Below are 22,988 nucleotides of genomic sequence, written 5' to 3'. Positions count from 1 at the left end.
TGCAGCTTCGGCGGGTTTGACTACATTTAGCCTCCGCCCACCGCTTTGCTGCCCTATGAAGATATTGTTAGTTGAGGACCACCCCGAGCTGGCCCGTAGCATTGCCAGCTACCTCGTGCAGGAGCACTACATCTGCGAGGTGGCCACCACCTTCGACGAGGCCCGCGAGAAGCTGGCCCTGTTTCGCTACGACTGCCTGCTGCTCGACATCATGCTGCCCGACGGCAACGGCATCAACCTGCTCAAGCTGCTGCGCAAGGAAGGCGTGGACAGCAGCGTGCTCATCATTTCGGCCCAGAACGCGCTGGACTTCAAGCTCACCGGCCTCAGCGAAGGCGCCGACGACTACATCACCAAGCCTTTTCCGCTGCCCGAGCTGCACGCCCGCATCAAGGCCATCATGCGCCGGCGCAGCCCCCAGAAAAACAACGTCCTCACCTTCCAGGACCTGACCGCCGACCTGGAGTCGATGGAGTGCCGGGCCAACGGCAAGCTGCTCAGCCTCACGCGCAAGGAAACCAACCTGCTGCTCTACTTCATCAACAACAAGGGCCGCATGCTCACCCGCCAGGCCATTGCCGCCCACCTCTGGGGCGACTACACCGACAACCTCGACAGCGTGGACTTTGTGTACCAGCACGTGAAAAACCTGCGCAAGAAAATCACCGACGCCGGCGGCCGCGACTACATCAGCACCGTCTACGGCCTGGGCTACAAGCTCAACGCCCCGGAGTGAAGCGGTGAAATTGTGAAGTGGTGAAATTGTGAGCTGTTCCGGCGGCGCGGCTTTGCCCTGCCGCCGCTAGTGGTGCCAGCGGCGCCGACAGTTCGCCTACCCACGTTGGTACCATCTCCTACTCCTAACGGCGCCGCTAGGCCCGTGGCGCCTGTCGCGCCAGCCGAACGTCAAACGCACAATTTCACCACCTCACAATTTCCCCGCCTGTCCCATGAAGCTCAACTACCGCTATACCATTGCCTACGCGGTGATTACGCTGTTTGTGCTGGCGGTAGGATTCACGATTGTGTACGGGGCCATGTCGCGCAGCGTGACCCAGACCACCGTCGGCAAGCTGCGCCACCTCAACGCGCTGGTGGCCCGGCAGCTGGCCAGCGGCCGCGACTATACCGGCCACCCGGCCCGGACCCAGGTCCGGATTCGCCGCCTGCTCCCCGCCGACCCGGCCGGCCCCGACCAGCTGGTGCAGGTGCGCGACGAGTGGGTACCGGCCCTGCAATCCTCGGCCAGCGTGGTGCGGCTGACCACGTATCCGCGCGTCGGCGGGCAGCGCTACGGCCTCACCAGCCAGGCCGTGGTGGTCAGGCCCAGCGACGAGTACCTGACCGGCATCATGCTCGTTTTTGCCTGGACGTTCGTGTTTTTGCTGGCTCTGGTCGTGATTCTGAGCGAGGTAATTTCCTGGCACATCCTGAAGCCGTTCAACGCCATTTTGCGCGGCATCGAGCGGTTTCAGCTCAGCCAGAAAACCACCATCCACCTGCAGCCCAGCCGCACGCTGGAGTTCAACGTGCTCAACGAGTTTCTGATGCGCATGACCCGCCAGGCCCAGCGCGACTACCAGGGCCTGCAGGAGTTTTCGGAAAATGCCTCCCACGAGCTCCAGACGCCCATTGCCAGCATGAAGGCCCAGCTCGAGCTGCTCATCATGGACTCGGAGCTGACCCCGCAGCAGCTGCGCATGCTCACCACCATCCACGACCAGCTGGAGCGCTTGGCCAAAATCAACCAGGCCCTGACGTTGCTGGCCAAGCTGGAGCACTACGAGACTCACCCGGCCCCCCTCACCGACCTGAGCCAACTGGTGCCCGCCACCGAGGCGGCCTTCGCCGACCTGGCCGAAATGAAGGAGCTGCGCACCACCCAGCACGTGGCACCCGACGTGCGCGTGCCCCTGGACGAATCATTGGCCCAGTTGCTGCTGAACAATCTGTTTAGCAACGCCATCCGCCACAACCTGCCCGGGGGTGAAATCCGGGTTACGCTCACCCCGGCCGCCCTGGAGCTGCGCAACACCGGCCTGCCGCCCTCGTTGCCGGTGGCCGAGCTGTTTGGGCGCTTCAAAAAAGGCAACGCCGCCCTCGACTCCATCGGCATCGGCCTGGCCATCGTGCAGCGCATCGGCGCGCTCTACCACCATCACCTGGCCTACACCTACGCCGACGGCTGGCACTGTCTGCGCGTGGAGTTTGCCCCCGAGCCGGCGTGAGCGGCGTGAACAGTTGCGAAAAAGGCGGTCATGCCTGAGCTGGCGGCCGCGTAGCCGAACCACCCCGGGTGGCGTGGAAATGGCATGCTTCACCTGCCGGGCGTTAAATTTCATACTCCCCACAACTTTCCTATAAAAATTCTTCAAAATCGGGGTGTTCATTTGAATCGAGCCAGCGGGATACGCTGACTTTTCGCGACTCCTCCTTCCCACCCACGCCCACCCGTCATGGTCCTGCTCGCCCCACCCGTTGCCGCCGCTGCCCCCGAGCAGATTTCGCGGCGCCGGCTGCTGGCCATCTTCAGCGGGTCGGTAGGCAACCTGGTAGAATGGTACGACTGGTACGTCTTCTCGGCGTTTTCCCTGTACTTCTCCGCTTCCTTTTTTCCCTCCGGCGACACCACCGCCCAGCTGCTGCAAACGGCCGGCATCTTCGCCCTGGGCTTTCTGATGCGCCCCATCGGTGGCTGGATGTTCGGCCGCATTGCCGATAAAGTCGGCCGCAAGCAGTCCATGACCCTGTCGGTGCTGCTCATGTCGTTGGGCTCGTTGCTCATTGCCCTCACGCCCACTTACCAGACCGTGGGCATCGTGGCCCCCATTCTGCTGCTCACGGCCCGGCTGCTGCAGGGCTTAAGCGTGGGCGGCGAGTACGGCGTGTCGGCCACCTACCTGAGCGAGACGGCCACCCGCCGCCGCCGGGGCTTTTACTCCAGCTTCCTCTACTTCACCCTGATTGGGGCCCAGCTGCTGGCCTTAGGCATCCAGTTGGTGCTGCTGAAGGTGCTGCTCACCGAGGCCGAGTTGCAGGCCTGGGGCTGGCGAATTCCGTTCGTGGTGGGCGCCCTACTGTCGGTGGTAGCCCTGTACCTGCGCCAACACTTGACCGAAACCGCCGCCTTCGTGGCCCAGCAGCAGGTGCCCGAAGAACAGCGCGGCAGTCTGCAGGTACTGCGCCGCTACCCCCGCTCGGTGCTCAAGGTTATCGGCCTGACGGTGGGCGGCACGCTGGCCTTTTACACGCTGACGACCTACATGCTGAAGTTTTTGGTCAATACGGCCCACATGACCCGGGGCGCGGCCACCAACACCTGCTTTCTGGCCTTGCTGGGCTTTGCGGCCATGCAGCCCGGGTTCGGAGCCCTGGCCGACCGTATCGGGCGGCGGCCCCTGCTCATCGGGTTCGGACTGCTGGGCAGCCTGGGCAGCGTACCGCTGCTCACGGCCCTGAGCCACGTGACCCGGCCCGCCCCGGCCCTGGGGCTGCTGCTGCTGGCTTCGGTGGTGGTCAGCGGCTACACCAGCATCAGCGCGGTGGTCAAGTCGGAGCTGTTTCCGACCGAAATCCGGGCCCTGGGCATCGGTCTGCCCCACGCCCTGACGGTGGCCGTGTTCGGGGGCACCGCCGAGTACATTGCCCTCTGGTGCAAGGGCATCGGCCACGAAGCCTACTTCTACTGGTACGTGGCCGGCTGCATTGCCATTTCCCTGGTAGTGAGTTTGCTGATGACCGAAACCCAGCGCACCTCCTACCACGACCACGACGGCCATCCTCCGGCCTGAGTGCTGCCGGCTTCGCTACTTTTCCTGCTCTTCCTGCTTTCCCCTCCCCGGCTCGGCCTGGCTTTGTTGCCCGGTTGGCGGGCCCGGGCTTTCCGCTCTTTTCCAACCCCCAAATCCCTCCCATGACCTCTTCTCTACGCTTTTTCTCCTTCTCCGCCCTGCGGCGGCCCGGGCGCCCGGGCCAGGCACTGCTGCTGCTGCTGGCCCTGCCCGGCGCAGCTACCGCCCATGGTCTGAGCCTCTTGCCCGCTGCGCCTACCGAGCTGCGCCGCCCGGCTGACGGCACCGTGAAGGGCCGCATCACCGGCGCCGACGGGGCCGGGATTCCCGGCGCCACGGTGGTGGAAGTAGGTACCACCAACGGCACCAGCACCGACGCCGACGGCCGCTTCACGCTCACCGTCAAGCCCGGCGCCACGCTGGCCGTGTCGGCCATCGGCTTCAAAGCCCAGCAGGTGGTTGTGGGCCAGCGGACCACCATCGACCTACGCCTGGAAACCAGCACCACCGACCTCGGCGACGTGACGGTGGTGGGCTCCCGCGGCCTGCCCCGCACCGACGTGGAGCGCCCCATGCCCGTCGACGTGCTCAACGCCAAGGAGTTGCAGCTCACCGGCCAGACCGACCTGGGCCAGCAGGTGCAGTTCAACTCGCCCTCGTTCAACTCGGCCAAGACCGGCGTGAACGGGGTGGCCAACTACGCCGACCCGGCCTCATTGCGCGGCCTCTCCCCCGACCAGGTGCTGGTGCTCGTGGATGGCAAGCGCCGCCACCAGTTTTCGGCCCTGAACCTGAACGTAACCGTGGGCTCGGGCACGGTGGTGACGGATTTGAACTCGATTCCGGCCCTGGCCATCGAGCGGATTGAGGTGCTGCGCGACGGGGCGGCGGCCCAGTACGGCTCCGACGCCATTGCCGGCGTTATCAACCTGGGGCTGAACCGCAGCACCGGCGTGGCCACCGTCAAAAGCCAGTTCGGCATCACCCAGGAAGGCGACGGGGCCCAGTACCTGGCCGGGGCCAACTACGGCGTGAAGCTGGGCAAGGAGCACCCCGGCTACCTGAACATGACCCTGCAGTACCAGCACCAGGGCCAGACCAACCGCTCCGACAACTACGTGGGCGGCATCTACACGGCTTTCCCGGCCCTGCCCGCCCGCCCCACCGACGCCCAGATTGAGGCCGAAAACAGCGCCCGGGCCAAGGCCGGCGTGTACCCGCCCGTGGGCCAGCCCCTGAAAGTGGGCGTGTACGGCAGCAACCAGGCCGACATCTACCAGGGCTTCTACAACCTGGGCCTGCCCGTGGGCGGCTCGGGCTGGACGGCCTACAGCTTCGGCGGGGTCTCGCGCAAGGACATTCTGGCCTACGGCTTCTTCCGCAATGCCCAACCCAACAACGTAAACTACAGCCCCGTGCAGCCCAACGGCTACCTGCCCGAGCTGCCCGGCCGCTCCGACGACTACTCGGCCGTGGTCGGGTTGAGCCGCAAGGTGGCCGGGCAATGGAACCTGGATTTTAGCACCGGCTACGGCTACAACTACCTCGACCTGTACGCCAACAAAACCGCCAACCCTTCGATGGGGGCCGACTCGCCGACCGACTTCTACGTGGGCCGCAGCGCCTTCGGGCAGAGCACCAGCGAGGTGAACGTGTCGCGCAACTACCTCGACCGGTTCGGGGTGAAATCCTTCAACGTGGCCTTTGGCGGGCAGTTCCGCGTGGATCGGTTCCAGTTGGAGCGGGGCAGCGCCGAATCGTACTTCGTGGGGCCGTTTGCCCTGGCGGCGCCGGCCACGCCCGGCTCCCCCGCCCGCACGGCTAAGGCGCCCGGCTCCAGCGGCCGCCCCGGCATTGCCCCCGACGACGAAACCAACACCACCCGCCGCAACGTGGGCGTGTACGCCGACGTGGAAAGCGACATCACCACCCGCCTGCTGCTGACCACGGCCCTGCGCTACGAAAACTACTCCGACTTCGGCTCCAACGTGTCGGGCAAGCTGGCCAGCCGCTTCAAGGTGACCGAAAACGTGTCCCTGCGCGGGTCCATCAACCGGGGCTTCCGGGCGCCTTCCCTGCAGCAGACCTTCAACAGCGTGACCACCTCCACCGTGCAGGCCGGGGCCATCGTGCAAACCAAGCAGCTGCGCAACAACGACGCCCGCCTCAAGCCCCTGGGCGTGGCCGACCCCAAGGCCGAAACTTCCTGGAACTACAGCCTGGGCGCCGCCGTGCAGGCCGGCGACAACCTGCTCTTCACCGTGGACGCCTACCAGATTGACATCAAGGACCGCATCATCAACAGTGAGCGGCTCATCAAGTCCGACATCAAGGCCCTGCAAACCCCGGCCTTCGACAACATCAGCGAAATCCGCTTTTTCACCAACGCCATCAACACCCGCACCCGCGGCATCGACGTGGTGTCGACCTACAAGACGGAGCTTGGGGAGCAGCAGCGCCTGACGGCCAGCCTGGCCCTGACCTTCAACGCCACCAACCTCGTCTCGACGGCGGCCACGCCGGCGGCCCTGCAGGCGGGCACCGTAAAGCCCATTTTGCTGATTGACACCGTAAGCATCGGGCTCATTGAGCGGGCCCAGCCCCGGCAGAAGGTGCTGCTGTCGGCCACCTACCAGATCGGCAAGTTCAGTTTCACGCCGCGCGCCACCTACTTCGGCGCCGTGACGGCCTTCGAGAAGCCTGCCAACCGCACCGTGGGCACCGGCAGCAACGCCACGACCGTCTACGTACCCCACATCAGCCAGAAGTTCGGGGGCAAAACCCTGTTCGACCTCTCGGCCGTGTATACTCCGAGCAAGGTCGTGTCCCTGACCGTAGGCGCCAACAACCTGACCAACGTGTACCCCGACAAGGTGGATTCGAGCCGCTTTGCGAGCTACTCCAACGGCGAAATTCCGTATTCCCGCAACGTGGCCCAGTTCGGCTTCAACGGCGCGTACTACTATACCAACGTGACGCTGACCTTCTAGGCCAGTCGGCCAGTGTTTGGGTGCTGCCGGGCGAGGCAGAATAGCGGACTTGGCTTTATCGCTGCAACGAGTTCAACCCGCTATCCTTCCAAACTAGGCCAGTGCTTGAGGGCTGCCGGGCAAGGCAGAATAGTGGGCTTGGCTTTATTGCTGCAACGAGTCCGACCCGCTATCCGGCCTGTCCGGCGGCCCCTCACGTTGTCGTTTCAATCCCTCTTGCATGACCAACCTGCTGCTGCTGCTCGCGTGCCTGGGCCTGGGGGCGCTGCTGCGCTGGCGGCAGGCCGTGCCCGCGGGGACGGCCGCCGTGCTCAACCAGCTGCTGGTGCTCGTGTTTATGCCGGCCCTCACGTTTCTGCACCTCGCCGATGCCCACCTCGACCGGCATTTCCTGCTGCCAGTGCTGGCTCCCTGGCTGATTTTCGGGGTCAGCGCCCTGCTCTTCGGCACCCTGGGCCCGCGGCTGGGACTGAGCCGGGGCACGGTGGGTGCCCTCATCGTCACGGCCGGCATCAGCAGCACCTCCTTCGTGGGCTTTCCCATCTTCGAGCTGCTCTACGGGCCGGCCGGGCTGGAATTAGGCATCATGATGAGCCAGGCGGGCTCCTTCTTGATTGGCGTGACCCTGGGCGTGGCCGTGGCCTCCTGGTACGGGTCGGCTGAGCCCTCGTGGCGGGCCATGCTGGGCTCGGTGCTGCGCTTTCCACCGTTTCTGGCCTTTCTGCTGGCCCTGGCGGCCAACGCGGCCGGCTACCGGCATCCGGAGCTGGTGCGCGGGGTCTTGGAAAAGCTTAGCGCCCCGTTCTCGGTGGTGGCCCTGCTCTCAGTGGGGCTGCAGATGAATCTGGCCGTGCCCCGGCCCCAGCGCCGGGCCCTGGCCCTGGGCCTCGCCTACAAGCTGCTGCTGGCGCCCCTGCTTATCTTCGGGCTCTACCACGCCCTGGCCCCGCGGGCCGGCACGGTCGTCGACTTGTGCGTGCTGGGCGCGGCCATCGGGCCCATGAATACGGCCGCGGTGGTGGCAGAGCGCTACGGCCTCAACCCGCCCCTGGCCGCCCAGATGGTGGGCCTGGGCATTCCGCTTTCGTTGCCTTGGCTGGCGTTGCTGGCCTGGGCGCTGGGCGCGGGCGGCCCGCCCTAACCCGCTTTTTTTGCCACCTTATCCACTTCCGCGGGGTATTACCCGTGGGCCGCTCCTATCTTCGGCGCCCGTTGCCGCCGGAATCTTTTCCGCCTCCGCCATGAAAAAACTGGTTTCCAATCTGACGTTCTGGGTGCTGACGGCCATTGTGGCCGGGGCGCTGCTGGGCCACTTCGCCCCGGCCACCGCCGTACGCATGGACGTGCTGGGCAAGGGCTTCATCAGCGTCGTCAAGCTCTTCATCAACCCCATCATCTTCCTGACCATCCTGCTGGGCATCAGCAGCATGGGCGACCTGAAAAAGGTGGGCCGCATCGGCGGCAAGGCCCTGCTCTACTTCGAAATCGTGACCACGCTGGCCCTGGTTATCGGCGTGGGCGTGGCCTACCTGATCCGGCCCGGCGACGGGGTAAGTACCGGCAAGCTCAACGGGCAGGCAGTCGGCGAGTTCACCCAGCGGGCCGGCGAGTTTAGCTGGCTGCACTTTCTGGCCGACAACCTCACGCTCCAGGTGTTGCTGGTGTCCATCGTGCTGGGCATGGTGCTCAGCCGCTACGCCGGCCGCCAGCCCATCATCGACCGGCTGAACTGGGCCTCGAAGTACGTGTTCCGGGGCCTGCACCTGGTCATGATGTTTGCGCCCATCGGGGCCTTCGGGGGCATGGCCTTCACCATCGGCAAGTACGGCATTGCCACCCTGCTGCCCTTGGCCAAGCTCCTGCTCACGGTCTACGTCACCTGCGGGCTGTTCGTGTTCGTGGTGCTGGGCTCCATCCTGCGCTACTGCCGGGTCAGCATTCTGGCCTTCCTGGGCTATATCAAAGAGGAGCTGCTGATTGTGCTGGGCACGTCGTCGTCGGAGGCCGGGCTGCCCGGGCTGATGGAAAAGCTCGAGCGCCTGGGCTGCGCCAAGCCCGTGGTAGGCCTGGTGGTGCCCGCCGGCTACTCCTTCAACCTCGACGGCACCACCATCTACCTCTCGTTGGCCACTATCTTCCTGGCCCAGGTGTTCAACGTAGAGCTGACGGGCGCCCAGATGCTGACTATTGTAGGCATCCTGATGGTGACCAGCAAGGGCGCGGCCGGCGTCACGGGCTCGGGCTTCGTAGTGCTGGCCAGCACGCTCACGGCCGTGAAGGTGAGTCCCGTCGAAGGGCTGGCCCTGCTGCTGGGCGTCGACCGGTTTATGAGCGAGGCTCGCTCCCTGACCAACTTCGTCGGCAACGGCGTGGCTACCATTTTCCTCTCCCACAACGAGGGCGCCCTCGACCACGCCCAGCTCGCCCGTACCCTCCGCGGCCATTCCGCAGGCGAGGCCGTAGCCACGGAGCCGACCCCGCCTACCGGCCACCTTGTGCCCTAAACCGTTGGGCGAAATGGCGGCGCGGGTTGGATTGGCGGACGTCGTTACTTTTGGCAAACCGTTTTCCCCGCCGCATGCCCACCGTTGCTGACCTTACCCGCGCCCTCGAACGGGCCGCGCCCCTGGCCTACCAGGAATCCTACGACAATGCCGGCCTGCAGTGCGGCGACCCGCAGGCCGGAATCCGCGGCGTGCTCATTGCCCTCGACTGCACCCCGGCCGTGGTCGACGAAGCCCTTGCGCGCGGCTGCAACGTGGTGGTGGTGCACCACCCGGTGATTTTCCGGCCCCTCAAGCGCCTGACCGGGGCCAATGAGGTGGAGCAAACTATTATCAAGGCCCTCAAAAACGACGTGGCCATCTACGCGGCCCACACCAACCTCGACAACGTGCGCCACGGCGTCAACCGCAAGCTGGCCGACAAGCTCGGGCTGACCAACGTGCGCATCCTGGACCCCAAAACCGGCACCCTGGGCAAGCTGATTTTCTACGTGCCGCCCACCCACACCGACGCCGTGCTGCAGGCTCTCTACGCCGCCGGCGCCGGGCAGGTCGGCGACTACGCCCAGTGCAGCTTCCGCTCCGAGGGCGTGGGTACGTTCACGCCCGGGGCGGGCACCAACCCATTTCTGGGCCAGCCGGGCCGGGCTGAAACCACGGTTGAGCAGCGCGTGGAAGTCTTGCTGCCCCTGCATGTGCAGGGACGGGTGCTCAGCGCCCTGCGCCAGGCCCACCCCTACGAAGAAGTGGCCTATGAGCTCGTCCGGCTGGAAAACGTGCACCAGGACGTGGGCTCGGGCATGGTGGGCGAGTTGCCTGAGCCCCTGAGTCCGGCTGAGTTTCGGGCCCGGCTGCGGGCAGCGCTGCTCGTGCCGGTGGTCAAGCACACCGAATTTGAGCGACCCATCCGCACCGTGGCCCTCTGCGGCGGGGCCGGCAGCTTTCTGATCGGCAAGGCCCGGGCCGCCGGCGCCGACGCCTTCGTGACCGGAGATTTGAAATACCATGAGTACTTTGGGGCCGAAGGCCGGCTGATGCTCTGCGACGTGGGCCACTTTGAAAGCGAGCAATTCACCGGGGAGCTGTTCCGGGATTTGCTTCACGCGAACTTTGGAAGTACTTTTGCGGTCTTAATTGCTCAGACCCTCACCAACCCAGTCCGATATGATTTCTAACCCTTCTACGGAAACCACCGTTGCCAGCAAGCTGGAAGCTCTTCTGAACCTGCAGCGCCTCGACTCGCAGCTCGACGAAATCCGGCGCGTACGCGGTGACCTGCCCGAAGAAGTTCGCGACCTGGAGGACGAAATTGCGGGCTACGAGGTGCGCGTGAGCAAGTTCGACGAAGAAATCCAGGCGCTCAACGACCAGATCAAGCAGCGCAAGCAGAACGCCAAGGACGCCGACGGCCTGATCAAGAAGTACGAGGAGCAGCAGCAGAACGTGCGCAACAACCGCGAGTACGAGGCCATTGCCAAGGAAATCGAGTTGCAGCGCCTGGAAATTCAGATTTCGGAAAAGAAGATCAAGGAGGCCCAGTACCAGATTGAGTTGAAGAACAACGACATCGCCGGTACCAAGCAGCGCCTGGACGAGCGCAAGAAAGACCTGACCAACAAAAACACCGAGCTGCAAACCATCGTGGGCGAAAGTGAAGCCGACGAGAAAAAGCTGCTCGACGAGCGTGAGAAGGCCGTAAAACCCATCGAGGAGCGCCTGCTGACGGCTTACACCCGCATCCGCGGCAACGTGCGCAACGGCCTGGCCGTGGTGACGGTGAAGCGCGACGCCTGCGGCGGCTGCTTCAACACGGTGCCCCCACAGCGGCAGGCTGATATCATCTCGCACAAGAAAATCATCGTCTGCGAACACTGCGGCCGCGTGCTGGCCGACGTGGATTCGAAAGTAGTGGCCTAACTCTCCGCTATTGTTTGTTGACTAGTGAAAAGGAACGGCCCCGCGCCGTTCCTTTTTTCGTTTCAAAAATGCAGAAAGTGCAGCACGGACGGCCATTCAGACAAGGCGCGCGGCAGGGGCCGGTGGGCGGAGCGCGGCTTCTGCCCCTGTTGCTCCTGCTCTGGTTTAGTCCGGCCATGGCCCGCCCACCCCAGGATTCGAGCGCCCAGCAGCCGGCCGCGGGCACTACGAACTTTGCTTCAACCACAGCTCTATCTCCGGTTTGCCGGCAGGCTTACACTGAGCTGTTTAAACTGCGCGTGGAATCAGCCCGGGCGCTGCTGCAACCCGAGCTGAATGCCCAGCCCACTGGTGCCGCCCCCCTGCTCGTCGCCGACTGCATCGACTTCACCGACCTGATGATTGCGCAGGATGCCGGCCGCTACGAGGCGGTGGTAGCGGCCCAGGACCGGCGGCTGGAACTGCTGGAAAAGTCGGCCGCCCGCGGGGCCTTGCGCGACTACGCCCGGGCCGAAATCCGCCTGCACCAGGCCGCGGTGCAGGTAGCCTTTCAGCACGAGGTGCAGGGCGCCTGGAGTCTGCGCCAGGCCTACCAGCAGATGCAGGCCACAGCGCAGCGCTACCCGGATTTTCTGCCGGCCCGCAAAACCCTGGGCATGCTGCAGTTTTTTATCGGCTCCCTGCCCGAAGGCTACCGATGGTTTCTGAAGCTGCTGGGCCTGCCCGGCAGCGTGGAAGCGGGCCTGCAAAACCTGCGCGCCGCCGCTCAGCGCCCCAACGACTTCCAGTCCGAGGCTCAGGTGATTCTGGCCCTGGTGCAGGAAACGTACTACAAAAAGCCCGACGCGGCCGTGCAGCTCGTCACGCGCCTGGCCGCCCAGCAGCCCGACAATCTGCTCTTCAGCTACCTGGTAATCAGCCTCAACAAGCGCCAGCACCACACCGCCGCCGCCCTGGCTGCCTACCGCACCCGGCCAGCCGGGGCGGCCTACCTGCCCGTGCCCTACCTGCACCACATGGCCGCCGACTTGCTGCTATACCAGGGCCAGTACGCGGCTTCGCGGCGCGAAAACCAGCAGTTTCTGCAGCAGTACCGGGGCATACACTACCGCAAAGACGCCGCCTTCAAGCTCTACCTGGCCGCCTGGCTGGCCGGCGACGCTCCGGCTGCCGACCAGTACCGCCGCCAGATTGGCGCGGCCGGCCGCACGGAGCTCGAGGAAGACAAGTATGCCCAGCGCTTCTACGACGACCAGGTGCCGCTGAACCGCCTCCTGACCCGGGCCCGCCTGCAGATTGACGGCGGCTACTACCGGGAGGCGCTGAGCACCCTGCGCGGCTTCGCGGCCGGTCCCGGCACCCTGCTGCGCGACCAGCTGGAAGACCCTTACCGCCGGGCCCGGGCCTACCAGGGCCTCGGCCGCCTCGACTCGGCCCGCCTGTTTTATAGCCGTACCGTGGCGCTGGCGGGCAAAGCCCCCTATTACTTCGGGCCGCAGGCCGCGCTGCAGTTGGGCTACCTCTGCCAGGCCGACGGGCAGCCCAACCTGGCGCGGGTGTATTTTCAGAAGGTACTCGACTCGCCCCGGCACGAGTACAAGAACAGCACCGACGCCAAGGCCAAGGTGGCGCTGGCGGGCCTGCCCCCGGCGAAAGTCCGGTAGCGGCTGGTTACTTTTGGGCCCCGCTTTTCCCGCCCGCCGTGTCTTCCCCGATTCCATTTGCTGCGCTGCCCATTTCGGCGGCGCAATTTCGCGTCAAGGCCCTGCACTGGGCCGCGCAGTTTGCCTGCTGCGCCTACTACGACGCCCACGAGCTGCCCTACCCCGGCGGGGCGTTTGCGCAGCTGCTGGCCGTGGCCGACGCCGCTGAGGCCGGCCCCGCAACCCTAACCGAGCTGGCCGACTGGCTGCAGACTCCCACGGCGGCTCCCCGCTGCGGCTTTCTGACCTACGACCTGAAAAATGAGCTGGAGCAGCTTTCCAGCCACCATTTTGACGGCCTGCACTGGCCCGCTCTGCACTTTTTCACACCCCAGACCTGGCTGCGCTGGGGCCCGGAATCAGTGGAAATCCAGGGACACTCGACCGGTGTGCTGGCCGCTATTCTGGCCACTGAAGTGCCGGCCGCCGCGCCTGGCCGGGTAGCCACTCTGCGTCCGCGCCTGCCCAAAGCCGAATACTTGGCGGCCGTGGAGGCCATTCGGGAAGACATTCTCAACGGGGAAGTCTACGAGCTTAACCTGTGCCAGGAGTTTTACGCCGAAAGCGTAGCTCTGGACCCGGTGAGCACCTTTTTCCAGCTCAGCGAAGCCTCGCCGACGCCGTTTGCGGGCTTCTACAAGTGGCAGGACCGCTACCTGCTCTGCGCCTCGCCGGAGCGGTTTGTCCGGCGGCAGGGCCCCGACGTTATTTCCCAACCTATCAAGGGCACCATTCGCCGGGGCCTGACCCCGGCCGAAGACGACCAGCAGCGTCAGTTATTGGCCCAGGATGAGAAAGAGCAGGCCGAAAACCTGATGATTGTGGATCTGGTGCGCAACGACCTGGCCCGCGTGGCTCGGTCCGGCAGCGTGCAGGTACCCGAGCTGTGTGGCCTCTACCCTTTTCGCCACGTCTGGCAGATGATTTCCACGGTGCAGGCCGAGCTGCGGCCCGACACCAGCCTGCTGGACGTACTCCGCGCCACGTTTCCGATGGGCTCAATGACTGGGGCGCCAAAAATCCGGGCCATGCAGCTTATCGAGCACTACGAGCGCACCAAGCGCGGCCTCTACAGCGGCAGCCTGGGCTACGTGTGGCCCAACGGCGACTTCGACTTCAACGTGGTCATCCGCAGCCTGCAGTACCGCACCGGCACTGGCTACCTGAGCTTCCAGGTCGGCTCGGCCATCACCTACGATTCCGACCCGGCCCGCGAATACGACGAGTGCCTGCTCAAAGCCCGCGCCCTGCTCGACGTGCTGGGGGCCGAGGTGAAATAGTGAGATGGTGAAATAGTGAGTTGTCGTTCCGCTGGCGCGGTTTGCGCTATCTGCGCCATTGGCGCAAGTTGAACATCAAACTCACCAGCTCACTGTTTCACCACCTCACCACCAAGCCGCCGCTCAAACGCCTCCAAAAATTGGCCGACGTGGTAGCCGTCGGCCAGGGCGTGGTGCACGTTGACGGCCACGTTCATGTAGGTCCCGCCGTTTTCCTCGTAGAGCTGGCTGAAGGAGATTTTGGGGCAGCTGTCGGGGTGCTGGAAGCTGCGGGCGTGGGTTAGGCCCGTGAAGCGCACCCACGGAATGGCCGAGCAGTGCAGCACGTCGGCGCGGGCCGTGGTTGGGCTCAGGCGCAGGCCGGAGCTGTTCTGCACGGCCTCGATTTCAACCCGGGCGGCGGCCACGAAGGCGTTCAGCTCGTCGTTTTGCTCGATAAAGGAAAAGGCGAAGGTGTGGTCGGGGCGGCCCAGGGTGGCCGAGGCGTGCACGCGCGCGTATTGGTACACCTGCCCGCCTTCAATGCGGGTGCGCAGCTCGGGCACTTCGTTGGCGGCCTGCACGGCGTGGTAGAGGTAGTAGAGAAAGAACGGCACGCCCAGCTCCTTGGCCGCGGCCTGGGCCCCGGTGCAGCGCACGGGCGCCACGAGACCGAAAAACGGTTCTTCAAACGCCCCAAAGAAGGCAAAATGCTCCCGGCGGTTCCAGGTCGTCAGGTCGATGAGCTGTTTCATAGGCCCGCAAGTTCGGTAACTTTGCGGCCTGGCGGGGCCTTTCCCGCGGCTTTTCCGATTTTTTCCGCCCATGTCCGCTGCTCACCTCATTGCCTTCGACGCCGACGACACGCTCTGGTCCAACCAGCCCCACTTCGACCAGGTGGAAGCTCGCCTGCTCGAAATTATTGCCCACTGCGGCGAGCCGGCCCACCTCACCGAGCAACTCAACGCCGTGCAGCGCCGCAACATGCAACTGTTCGGCTACGGGGCCAAGCCGTTTATGCTCTCGATGATTGAAACCGCCATCCAGCTCACCGACGGGGCCGTGACGGGCAAAGACATTCAGCAGATCATCGACATGGGTAAGGAGCTGCTGCGCTACCCGATTGAGCCCCTACCCGGCGTGGTGGAGGTGCTCACCGAGCTGCGCCGCCGCGGCCACCGCCTACTGGTGCTCACCAAGGGCGACCTGCTCGACCAGGAAAGCAAAGTGGCCCGCTCCGGCCTCGGCGACCTGTTCGACCACGTGGAGGTAGTCAGTGAAAAGAACGAGGCCACTTACCGCCGCCTGCTTACCCGCTACAACGCTACGCCCGAGGAGTTTGTCATGGTCGGCAACTCGCTCAAGTCCGACATTCTGCCCGTGGCTCGGCTGGGCTTGCGCGCCGTGCACGTGCCCTACCACGCCAACTGGATTTTCGAGCACGTCGACCCCGCCCAGCTCGCCGGCCTCGACTTCCACACCGTCCAGGACGTGCGCCAGGTGCTGACGCTGGTGAACTAGTGAGATGGTGAACTGGTGAGTTTGATGTTCGCCTTGCGCAGCACCGCGCCGGTCCGCGCCGCCAGAACGTCAACTCACCATCTCACTAGTTCACCATCTCACCTTCCCTGCCATTCTGTCATTTTCGGGGCAAAAAACTTACCTTTGCCCTTCTTCTGAGTTTGTACTACCTATGTCGCAGCAACTGTTCACCTTAGATTATCTGGATACGCCGCCGACGGCCGTGGCCGGCGCGGAGCCCGCCCAAGACGTACGCGTGAGCCCGGCCACCCGCACCGGTCGGCAGCGCAAGCTCTACATTGAGAGCTACGGTTGCCAGATGAACTTCTCGGACTCCGAAATCGTGTCGTCCATCCTCTTCGACGAGGGCTTCGATACCACCGAGCAGCTCGCCGACGCGGATTTGGTGCTGCTCAACACCTGCTCCATCCGCGAGAAGGCCGAGCAGACCGTGCGCATGCGCCTGTCCCAGATCAACAGCCACAAAAAGCGCAACCCCGGCATGCTGGTGGGCGTGCTCGGCTGCATGGCCGAGCGGCTGAAAAGCAAGTTTCTGGAGGAGGAAAAGCTCGTCGACCTCGTCGTGGGCCCCGACGCCTACCGCGACCTGCCCAACCTGATCCGCGAGGTCGACGGCGGCCAAAAGGCGGTGAACGTGCTGCTCAGCCGCGACGAGACTTACGCCGACATCACGCCCGTGCGCCTGAACTCGAATGGTATCACGGCCTTCGTGAGCATCATGCGCGGCTGCGACAACATGTGCTCGTTCTGCGTGGTGCCCTTCACCCGGGGCCGGGAGCGCAGCCGCGACGCCCACAGCATCGAGCAGGAGTGCCGCGACCTGGTGGCCCAGGGCTACAAGGAAGTGACCCTGCTGGGCCAGAACGTGGACTCCTACAAGTGGGCCTCCGAGGACGGCACCGAGCACGTCAACTTCGCCCAGCTGCTGGAGCGCGTGGCCCGCATCAGCCCCGAGCTGCGGGTGCGCTTCTCCACCTCCCACCCCAAGGACATCACCGACGAGGTGCTCTACACGATGGGGCGCTACGAGAACATCTGCAAGTACATTCACCTGCCCGCCCAGAGCGGCAACTCGCGCATCCTCAAGCTAATGAACCGCACCTACGACCGGGCCTGGTACGAGGAGCGGGTGCAGGCCATCCGCCGCATCCTGGGACCCGAGTGCGCCATCAGCACCGACATGATTTCGGGCTTCTGCTCCGAAACCGAGGAAGAGCACCAGGACACGCTCAGCCTTATCGACTGGGTGCAGTACGACATGGCCTACATGTTCTTCTACTCGGAGCGCCCCGGCACGCTGGCCGCCCGCAAGCTGGAAGACGACATTCCACTGGACGTAAAAAAGCGTCGCCTCCAGGAAATCATTGATTTGCAGCAGAAAAGCAGCTTCGCCCGCAACCAACAAGCTGTGGGCAAGGTGCACCGCGTGCTGGTCGAGAACTTCTCCAAGCGCAGCCAGGAGCACCTCAGTGGCCGCAACAGCCAGAACCAAGTCGTCATCTTCCCCAAGAAGCACTACAAAAAGGGGGATTATGTCAACGTATTCGTGCACACCGGTACGGGCGGGTCGTTGCTGGGGGACGCGGTGGAGTAGGTTCAGGGCCCTATGTTTGAGGTATGGGTCAAAAGCTTCTCTTTATTGACGACCAGCTGCGGGCCACGTTCAGCGAATTGCAGCTACTGTTCAAGGTGACCTTTGACCAGACAGAAATCAGCCGTCTGTTTTTGGACGCTGAGAATGACCAGGTTTCGCTCAAAACCTATTTATTCTACAAGTCTTCCCGATGGCCTTTTTGGAATTGGTCTGTAACTGGCACCGTGGATGAATATGAACCTGAGACAGCCTGGTTAACGATTCAAGGAGATGCTGGCAAACGCAAAGCCTTTGAGTCCTTCTTTGCCAGAAAGTAGGACTCCCGTTGTGCTATTCTATAAGCTACTTAAAATAAAACCTTAGCCTATTCGTCTTTCTCCCGAAACCCCTTCCAACCTTGACACCATCAGAGATTCAGAGTATCAAGCAGCGCTTCGGCATCATTGGCAACGCGCCGGCGCTGAACTACGCCATTCAGGTGGCGGCCCAGGTGGCGCCCACCGACATGACGGTGCTCATCAGCGGAGAAAGCGGCTCGGGCAAGGAATCTTTTTCCAAGATCATCCACGCCCTGTCGCCGCGCAAGCACGGGCAGTTCATTGCCATCAACTGCGGCGCCATTCCTGAAGGCACGATTGATTCGGAGCTGTTCGGCCACGAGAAGGGTTCGTTTACCGGCGCCCAAGAAGCCCGCAAGGGCTACTTTGAGGTGACTAACGGCGGTACTATCTTCCTCGACGAAATCGGGGAGATGCCGCTCGGCACCCAGGCCCGCCTCTTGCGGGTGCTCGAAAACGGCGAGTTTATCCGCGTCGGCTCCAGCAAGGTGCAGAAGACCGACGTGCGCGTGGTGGCCGCTACCAATGTGAATCTGCTCGACGCCGTGCGCGAGGGCAAGTTCCGCGAAGACCTCTACTACCGCCTCAATACCGTCCCGATTACGGTTCCACCGTTGCGTGAACGGGGCGAGGATATCTACTTACTATTCCGCAAGTTCGCTACCGATTTTGCCGAGCGGTACCGCGTGAAGCCCATTGCCCTGAACTCCGAAGCGGTGGCCGATTTGCAGCGCTTCCGCTTCCCCGGCAACATCCGCCAACTCAAGAACGTGGCCGAGCAGATGTCGGTGCTGGAAACGGACCGCGACGTGGACGCCACCCGCCTGCGCCAGTACCTGCCCGCCGAGCAAAGCAGCCGCCTGCCCATGCTCATGCACGCGGCCACCGGCAGCGCCGACGGCGGCAGCGGGTCGGGCACCTATTCCGAGCGCGACTTGCTCTACAAAGTGCTCTTCGACATGCGCCGCGACATGACCGACCTCAAGAAGCTCGTGCTCGACCTGGCCGCCGGGCAGCGGCCCGCCGAAGCCCAGGAGTTGCTGCGCCAAAACAGCCACCTGTTTACCAACCTCAACGTGGCCCCGAGCTACGAGGGCAGCCGCCTCAACCGCGCTTCCCCCGACGGGGCCGCCGAATACATCCTCACGCCCCGCCCCGAGCTGACTGTGGACGACGACGCGGCCTACGAGGAGGAACCGCACCGCGTGGAAGACATTCCGCACGAGACGGAAGAGGAAACCCTTTCCCTGGAGGCCAAGGAAAAGGAGATGATCATGAAAGCCCTCAAAAAGCACCACAACAAGCGCAAGTACGCCGCCCACGATCTGGGCATTTCGGAACGCACGCTCTACCGTAAGCTGAAGCAATATGACCTGGAGCAAGCGTAAGTTCTTATTCAGCCAGCAGTTCTACCTCACCAGCCTGCTGCTGTTGCTGGGCTTGAGTGGCTGCAGCGTGTACTCGTTCACGGGCACCAACATTGATCCGGCGGTCAGAACCATTTCGATTCAGACCTTCCAGAACAACGCCAACAACGGTCCTTCCTTTCTGGCCCAGCGCTTCACGGAGGAAATGAAGGACTATTTCCAGCGCAACACCACGCTGAAGCTCGTGCCCCGCGACGGGGACCTGCAGTTTGAAGGCCAAATCATTGCTTACGACTTCGCCCCGGCCGCCATCCAGCGCGAAAACGGCGTCGACCAAGCGGGCGTCAACCGCCTCACGATTCAGGTGCGGGTACGCTTTACCAACACCAAGGACGAGAAGCAGGACTTCGAGCAGACCTTCCAGAGCAACGGCGACTTCCCCGCGTCCCAGGACGTGTCGAGCATCAACAACGACCCCAGCGCCCTGAAGCGCATCACGACCAACATCATCACCGACGCCTTCAACAAGTCGGTGGCCAACTGGTAAGCTACCCAAGCCGCTCACCACCAGTCGATTTACCGGGCCTACTCCGCCCTTGACAATGCGTTTTGCGCTGCATTCAAAGCACTTGGGGCGGGCGGCGGATGGGTTTCCCGGTTAAAATGATGCACTTTTGCCGCCCGCTCCGACCCTAACACCCCGGCGGCCGGCGGCCGCCTGCTCAGCTAAAGAATTGACTTGCAATCTTTTTCTGCAATCCGCCCCATTGCCAATTCCTAACTCCCCGCTATGACCCGCGCGTCGCTGCTGCACATTCTGGACCATGTGAACGGAATTTCGGAAGCCGAAATCCGGGAGCTGGAGCAATTGGCGGCGGCGTTTCCGTATTGCCAGACGGCCCACGTGCTGCTGGCCAAGGCCGCCCACGACCGGGGCAGCATGCTGGCCAGCCAGCGCCTGCGCCGGGCAGCCACCTACGCCGCCGACCGGGAGCTGCTCCGCCAGCTTATCGAGCAACCCACCGGCTTGGTCGCGCCCGCACCTCCCGCGGAAGCACCAATGCCGGCCTCCGCAACCACTATAGCCGCCGAGACGGCCGTGGCGGCACCGGTTTTTTCCTCAGAGCCAGCCGTTGCCGAAGCACTCCTCCCCGACGCAACTGTTGCCGCCCCAGCCTTGTCAAACGAGCGGGAGGCTGCTGACGGTGATGTCGAAGTAAGGACTTCAACCCAACCCGACTCCACCGACGAATCGGTAGCGCCTGCCGCTACGGAATCGTCGGTGGAGTCGGCCGACGTTACGTTGACGGAACCGGAGCCTGAATCTACACGGGCGGAACCAGAACCCGCACCGGTTGAGGAGCCAACTAAAACAGAGCAAACCGCTGATAACGAACCGGAAGCCGTAACTGCCCAGGTACTAGACGAACCTGAGCTAGAGGTGGAACCCCAGCCCGAGCCGGTGGAAGAGGATGGCCTAGCCCCGCAGGCGGAAGAAACTGAAACTGCCGCCGTAGCCGAGCATCCGGAAGCCCCTGAGGCAGTTACGGAGGAGCTCCTGCCACCGGTGGCGCCCCCTATCCGCCCCCCGGTGGAAGCCGGGGCAGCCCGCTTCGAATTTGGTCTGACCGACACCCCGCCGGAAGCTCCCGCCGCCTATCAGCTGCCCACCCTCGACGAGGATGACGAGCCCACGCCAGCTACCGGCATCACCCTGCCTGCTTTCCGGGCCGATGAAGCCGTGGCCTACGCTTTTAGTGGCAGCAGCCGGTTGGGCTACTGCCTGCAGCTGCGCGACGAGCTCACCCAGGATCTGCCCGCCGATGACTTCTTTGCCCCGGATCCGCTGCTGCTGGCCCACCTGAAAGCCTACTCGCCCCCGAAGCTCCTGCCGTCGCGGTCTTCGTTTGAGCTGATCAACAAGTTCTTGCGCGCCCAGCCCCGGCTCAAGACGCCCACGCTCACCGCGCCACCGGCCGAGCAGCAGGCCGATTTGTCGGTGCGCAGCACCCAGGGCGTACCGGAGTTGGCCTCCGAAAGCCTGGCCAAAATCATGGTGCGGCAGGGCAAAATCGAGAAGGCCATCGAAATATATGAACGGCTGATAGTGCGTCAGCCGGAAAAAAAGGCGTATTTTGCCGAACAAATCCAACAACTGAAAAAACCGGAGTAATGTACGTTGCCCTTATCATCCTGATTCTTTTCGTGTGCTTCCTGCTGGCCCTGGTGGTTTTGGCCCAAAACCCCAAAGGTGGTGGGTTGTCGAGCCAGTTCGGCTCCGGCGGTGCCGCTAACCTGATGGGTGTGAAGCGGACCGGCGACTTGCTGGAGCGCCTGACCTGGGGCTTCGCCATTGCCCTGATGGTGCTCAGCCTGGGCACGCACGTGCTCCGCGGCACTTCCGACGCCGGTGGGGCTCCCCGCAGCATCAACCAGCAGAAAGCCCTGGAAAGCCGCCTGCCCGCCGGCCCCGCTACGCCGGCTCCAGCTCCGGCTGGCGCTCCGGCTCCGGCTGGTGCTCCCGCTCAGCAGCCTGCTCCGGCCGCCACGCCAACCCCGGCTCCGGCCCAATAGATTTTCGTCGCTCCGGCGCCGGCAGCCGGCGGTTTCGCAAGAAGCCGCCGGCTGTTTTTTTTGTGCCCCCTCCCCCCTCTGCCCAGCGCCGCACCTGACAGGTTGGGCAAGGCCAGGAGCCCGTTGGCGCCGCCGGGGCCGGCGCAGTGTTCATTCTGTCAGGTTTCGGCAGGCTGGCACAAGAAGTGCTGCCTGCCGCACTACCTTCATAAAGGCTAAACTCTTTCACCCAAAACGAACAATATGTCACTAAGCATGAAACCGCTGGCTGACCGCGTCATCATCGCACCGGCTGCTGCTGAGGAAAAAACCAAATCGGGCATCATCATCCCCGACACAGCAAAAGAGAAGCCCCAGCGTGGCGAAGTAGTGGCCGTGGGCGCAGGCAAGGTGGCCGACAGTGGCACGCTGATCCAGCCGCAGGTAAAAGTAGGCGACCAGGTTCTGTACGGTAAGTACGCCGGCACGGAAATCACCATCGACGGTACCGACTACCTCATCATGAAGGAGTCGGACATTTTCGCCGTCCTGTAGACCTGCCCCTTTTTCCTTTCGATTTCATTTCCTGATTCAATAAGATGGCTAAGAACATCCAATTCGATACCGACGGCCGCGACAAGCTGAAGCGCGGCGTAGACAAACTGGCGAATGCCGTGAAAGTAACCCTGGGCCCCAAAGGCCGCAACGTGGTTATCGACAAGAAATTCGGCGCTCCGACCATCACCAAGGATGGTGTGACGGTCGCCAAAGAAATTGAACTGAGCGACCCGGTGGAAAACATGGGCGCCCAGCTCGTGAAGGAAGTGGCTTCCAAAACCGCCGACCAGGCCGGTGACGGCACCACTACCGCTACCGTACTGGCCCAGGCTATCTACACCGCCGGCTCCAAGAACGTAGCCGCCGGTGCCAACCCCATGGACCTGAAGCGCGGCATCGACAAGGCCGTGAAGGCCGTGGTCGAGAACCTGAAAGCCCAGTCCAAGAAGATTGAGAACTCCTCGGAAATTGCCCAAGTAGGCACCATCTCGGCCAACAACGACTCGGAAATCGGCAAAATGATTGCCGATGCCATGGATAAAGTGGGCAAGGAAGGCGTTATCACCGTGGAAGAAGCCCGCGGCACTGAAACCGAAGTAAAAACGGTGGAAGGCATGCAGTTCGACCGCGGCTACCTGTCCCCCTACTTCGTGACCAACCCCGAGAAAATGGAGGTTGAGCTCGAAAACCCCTTCATCCTGATCTACGACAAGAAGGTGAGCACCATGAAGGAGCTGCTGCCCGTGCTCGAGCAGGTTGTGCAGACCGGCAAGCCCCTGGTTATCGTGTCGGAAGACGTGGACGGCGAGGCTCTGGCCACGCTGGTGGTCAACAAGCTGCGCGGCTCGCTGAAAATTGCCGCCGTGAAGGCT

The 22,988-nt window shown here is 63.6% G+C and carries 20 protein-coding genes; 19 read left to right on the top strand and 1 reads right to left on the bottom strand.

What is annotated here, in order from left to right; translation table 11 throughout:
- Nucleotides 1–55: 55 nt before the first annotated feature.
- From EWM57_RS02720 to EWM57_RS02675, 10 genes are all read left to right on the top strand, one after another.
- On the top strand, nt 56–736 hold the full coding sequence (locus tag EWM57_RS02720) for a response regulator transcription factor (protein ID WP_129919596.1): 681 nt from the start codon (nt 56–58) through the stop codon (nt 734–736).
- 214 nt (nt 737–950) lie between these two features.
- Nucleotides 951–2,228 (top strand): sensor histidine kinase, encoded by a 1,278-nt coding sequence (locus EWM57_RS02715; protein ID WP_129919595.1) that lies wholly within the window; start codon nt 951–953, stop codon nt 2,226–2,228.
- Between the two features lie 228 nt (nt 2,229–2,456).
- Nucleotides 2,457–3,791, top strand: a complete 1,335-nt coding sequence (locus EWM57_RS02710) for an MFS transporter (protein WP_129919594.1) — start codon at nt 2,457–2,459, stop codon at nt 3,789–3,791.
- Between the two features lie 122 nt (nt 3,792–3,913).
- The gene (locus EWM57_RS02705; protein ID WP_129919593.1) at nt 3,914–6,781 is read left to right on the top strand and encodes a TonB-dependent receptor; all 2,868 of its coding nucleotides are present in this window, start codon (nt 3,914–3,916) and stop codon (nt 6,779–6,781) included.
- A 220-nt stretch (nt 6,782–7,001) separates the two neighbouring features.
- Nucleotides 7,002–7,922, top strand: coding sequence for an AEC family transporter (locus EWM57_RS02700; RefSeq protein WP_129919592.1), 921 nt, complete (start codon nt 7,002–7,004; stop codon nt 7,920–7,922).
- Nucleotides 7,923–8,022: 100 nt separating this feature from the next.
- Nucleotides 8,023–9,285 carry a cation:dicarboxylate symporter family transporter gene (locus tag EWM57_RS02695; RefSeq protein WP_129919591.1) on the top strand — a complete coding sequence of 421 codons (1,263 nt, stop codon included), beginning with the start codon at nt 8,023–8,025 and terminating at the stop codon, nt 9,283–9,285.
- Nucleotides 9,286–9,359: 74 nt separating this feature from the next.
- The gene (locus EWM57_RS02690) at nt 9,360–10,460 is read left to right on the top strand and encodes a Nif3-like dinuclear metal center hexameric protein (protein ID WP_129919590.1); all 1,101 of its coding nucleotides are present in this window, start codon (nt 9,360–9,362) and stop codon (nt 10,458–10,460) included.
- Nucleotides 10,450–11,202: a zinc ribbon domain-containing protein gene (locus EWM57_RS02685; RefSeq protein WP_129919589.1), complete on the top strand. Its 753-nt coding sequence runs from the start codon at nt 10,450–10,452 to the stop codon at nt 11,200–11,202. Before EWM57_RS02690 ends, EWM57_RS02685 begins: the two co-directional genes overlap by 11 nt.
- 176 nt (nt 11,203–11,378) lie before the next feature.
- On the top strand, nt 11,379–12,866 hold the full coding sequence (locus tag EWM57_RS02680; RefSeq protein WP_165370387.1) for a tetratricopeptide repeat protein: 1,488 nt from the start codon (nt 11,379–11,381) through the stop codon (nt 12,864–12,866).
- A 38-nt stretch (nt 12,867–12,904) separates the two neighbouring features.
- The gene (locus tag EWM57_RS02675) at nt 12,905–14,185 is read left to right on the top strand and encodes an anthranilate synthase component I family protein (protein WP_242509961.1); all 1,281 of its coding nucleotides are present in this window, start codon (nt 12,905–12,907) and stop codon (nt 14,183–14,185) included.
- An 89-nt stretch (nt 14,186–14,274) separates the two neighbouring features.
- Here the strand turns inward: EWM57_RS02675 and EWM57_RS02670 are convergent, their stop codons facing one another.
- Nucleotides 14,275–14,919, bottom strand: coding sequence for a chloramphenicol acetyltransferase (locus tag EWM57_RS02670; RefSeq protein ID WP_129919587.1), 645 nt, complete (start codon nt 14,917–14,919; stop codon nt 14,275–14,277).
- Between the two features lie 70 nt (nt 14,920–14,989).
- Between EWM57_RS02670 and EWM57_RS02665 the strand changes: the two genes are divergently transcribed.
- The 9 genes from EWM57_RS02665 to groEL all read left to right on the top strand — a co-directional run.
- Nucleotides 14,990–15,685 carry an HAD family hydrolase gene (locus tag EWM57_RS02665; RefSeq protein WP_129919586.1) on the top strand — a complete coding sequence of 232 codons (696 nt, stop codon included), beginning with the start codon at nt 14,990–14,992 and terminating at the stop codon, nt 15,683–15,685.
- Between the two features lie 172 nt (nt 15,686–15,857).
- A complete protein-coding gene (gene miaB / locus EWM57_RS02660; protein ID WP_129919585.1) occupies nt 15,858–17,300 on the top strand; it encodes a tRNA (N6-isopentenyl adenosine(37)-C2)-methylthiotransferase MiaB in 1,443 nt (480 codons plus the stop codon).
- A 23-nt stretch (nt 17,301–17,323) separates the two neighbouring features.
- Nucleotides 17,324–17,617 carry a hypothetical protein gene (locus EWM57_RS02655; protein ID WP_129919584.1) on the top strand — a complete coding sequence of 98 codons (294 nt, stop codon included), beginning with the start codon at nt 17,324–17,326 and terminating at the stop codon, nt 17,615–17,617.
- A gap of 80 nt (nt 17,618–17,697) precedes the next feature.
- Complete coding sequence (locus tag EWM57_RS02650) at nt 17,698–19,026, top strand: sigma-54 interaction domain-containing protein (protein ID WP_129919583.1); 1,329 nt, start codon at nt 17,698–17,700, stop codon at nt 19,024–19,026.
- Nucleotides 19,007–19,552 (top strand): LptE family protein, encoded by a 546-nt coding sequence (locus tag EWM57_RS02645; RefSeq protein WP_129919582.1) that lies wholly within the window; start codon nt 19,007–19,009, stop codon nt 19,550–19,552. The genes EWM57_RS02650 and EWM57_RS02645 overlap by 20 nt, the downstream gene beginning before the upstream one ends.
- 243 nt (nt 19,553–19,795) lie before the next feature.
- A complete protein-coding gene (locus EWM57_RS02640; RefSeq protein ID WP_129919581.1) occupies nt 19,796–21,178 on the top strand; it encodes a hypothetical protein in 1,383 nt (460 codons plus the stop codon).
- The gene (secG, locus tag EWM57_RS02635) at nt 21,178–21,579 is read left to right on the top strand and encodes a preprotein translocase subunit SecG (RefSeq protein ID WP_129919580.1); all 402 of its coding nucleotides are present in this window, start codon (nt 21,178–21,180) and stop codon (nt 21,577–21,579) included. Before EWM57_RS02640 ends, secG begins: the two co-directional genes overlap by 1 nt.
- A gap of 243 nt (nt 21,580–21,822) precedes the next feature.
- Nucleotides 21,823–22,113: a co-chaperone GroES gene (groES, locus tag EWM57_RS02630; protein WP_129919579.1), complete on the top strand. Its 291-nt coding sequence runs from the start codon at nt 21,823–21,825 to the stop codon at nt 22,111–22,113.
- A gap of 44 nt (nt 22,114–22,157) precedes the next feature.
- The coding region (gene groEL, locus EWM57_RS02625) for a chaperonin GroEL (protein ID WP_129919578.1) at nt 22,158–22,988 on the top strand (831 nt) is incomplete at its 3' end.

This window comes from Hymenobacter persicinus (assembly GCF_004167665.1).
In the GTDB taxonomy this organism is placed as follows: domain Bacteria; phylum Bacteroidota; class Bacteroidia; order Cytophagales; family Hymenobacteraceae; genus Hymenobacter; species Hymenobacter persicinus.
Note: the sequence above shows the minus strand (reverse complement) of the source record. Positions and strands in the feature narration are given on the sequence as shown.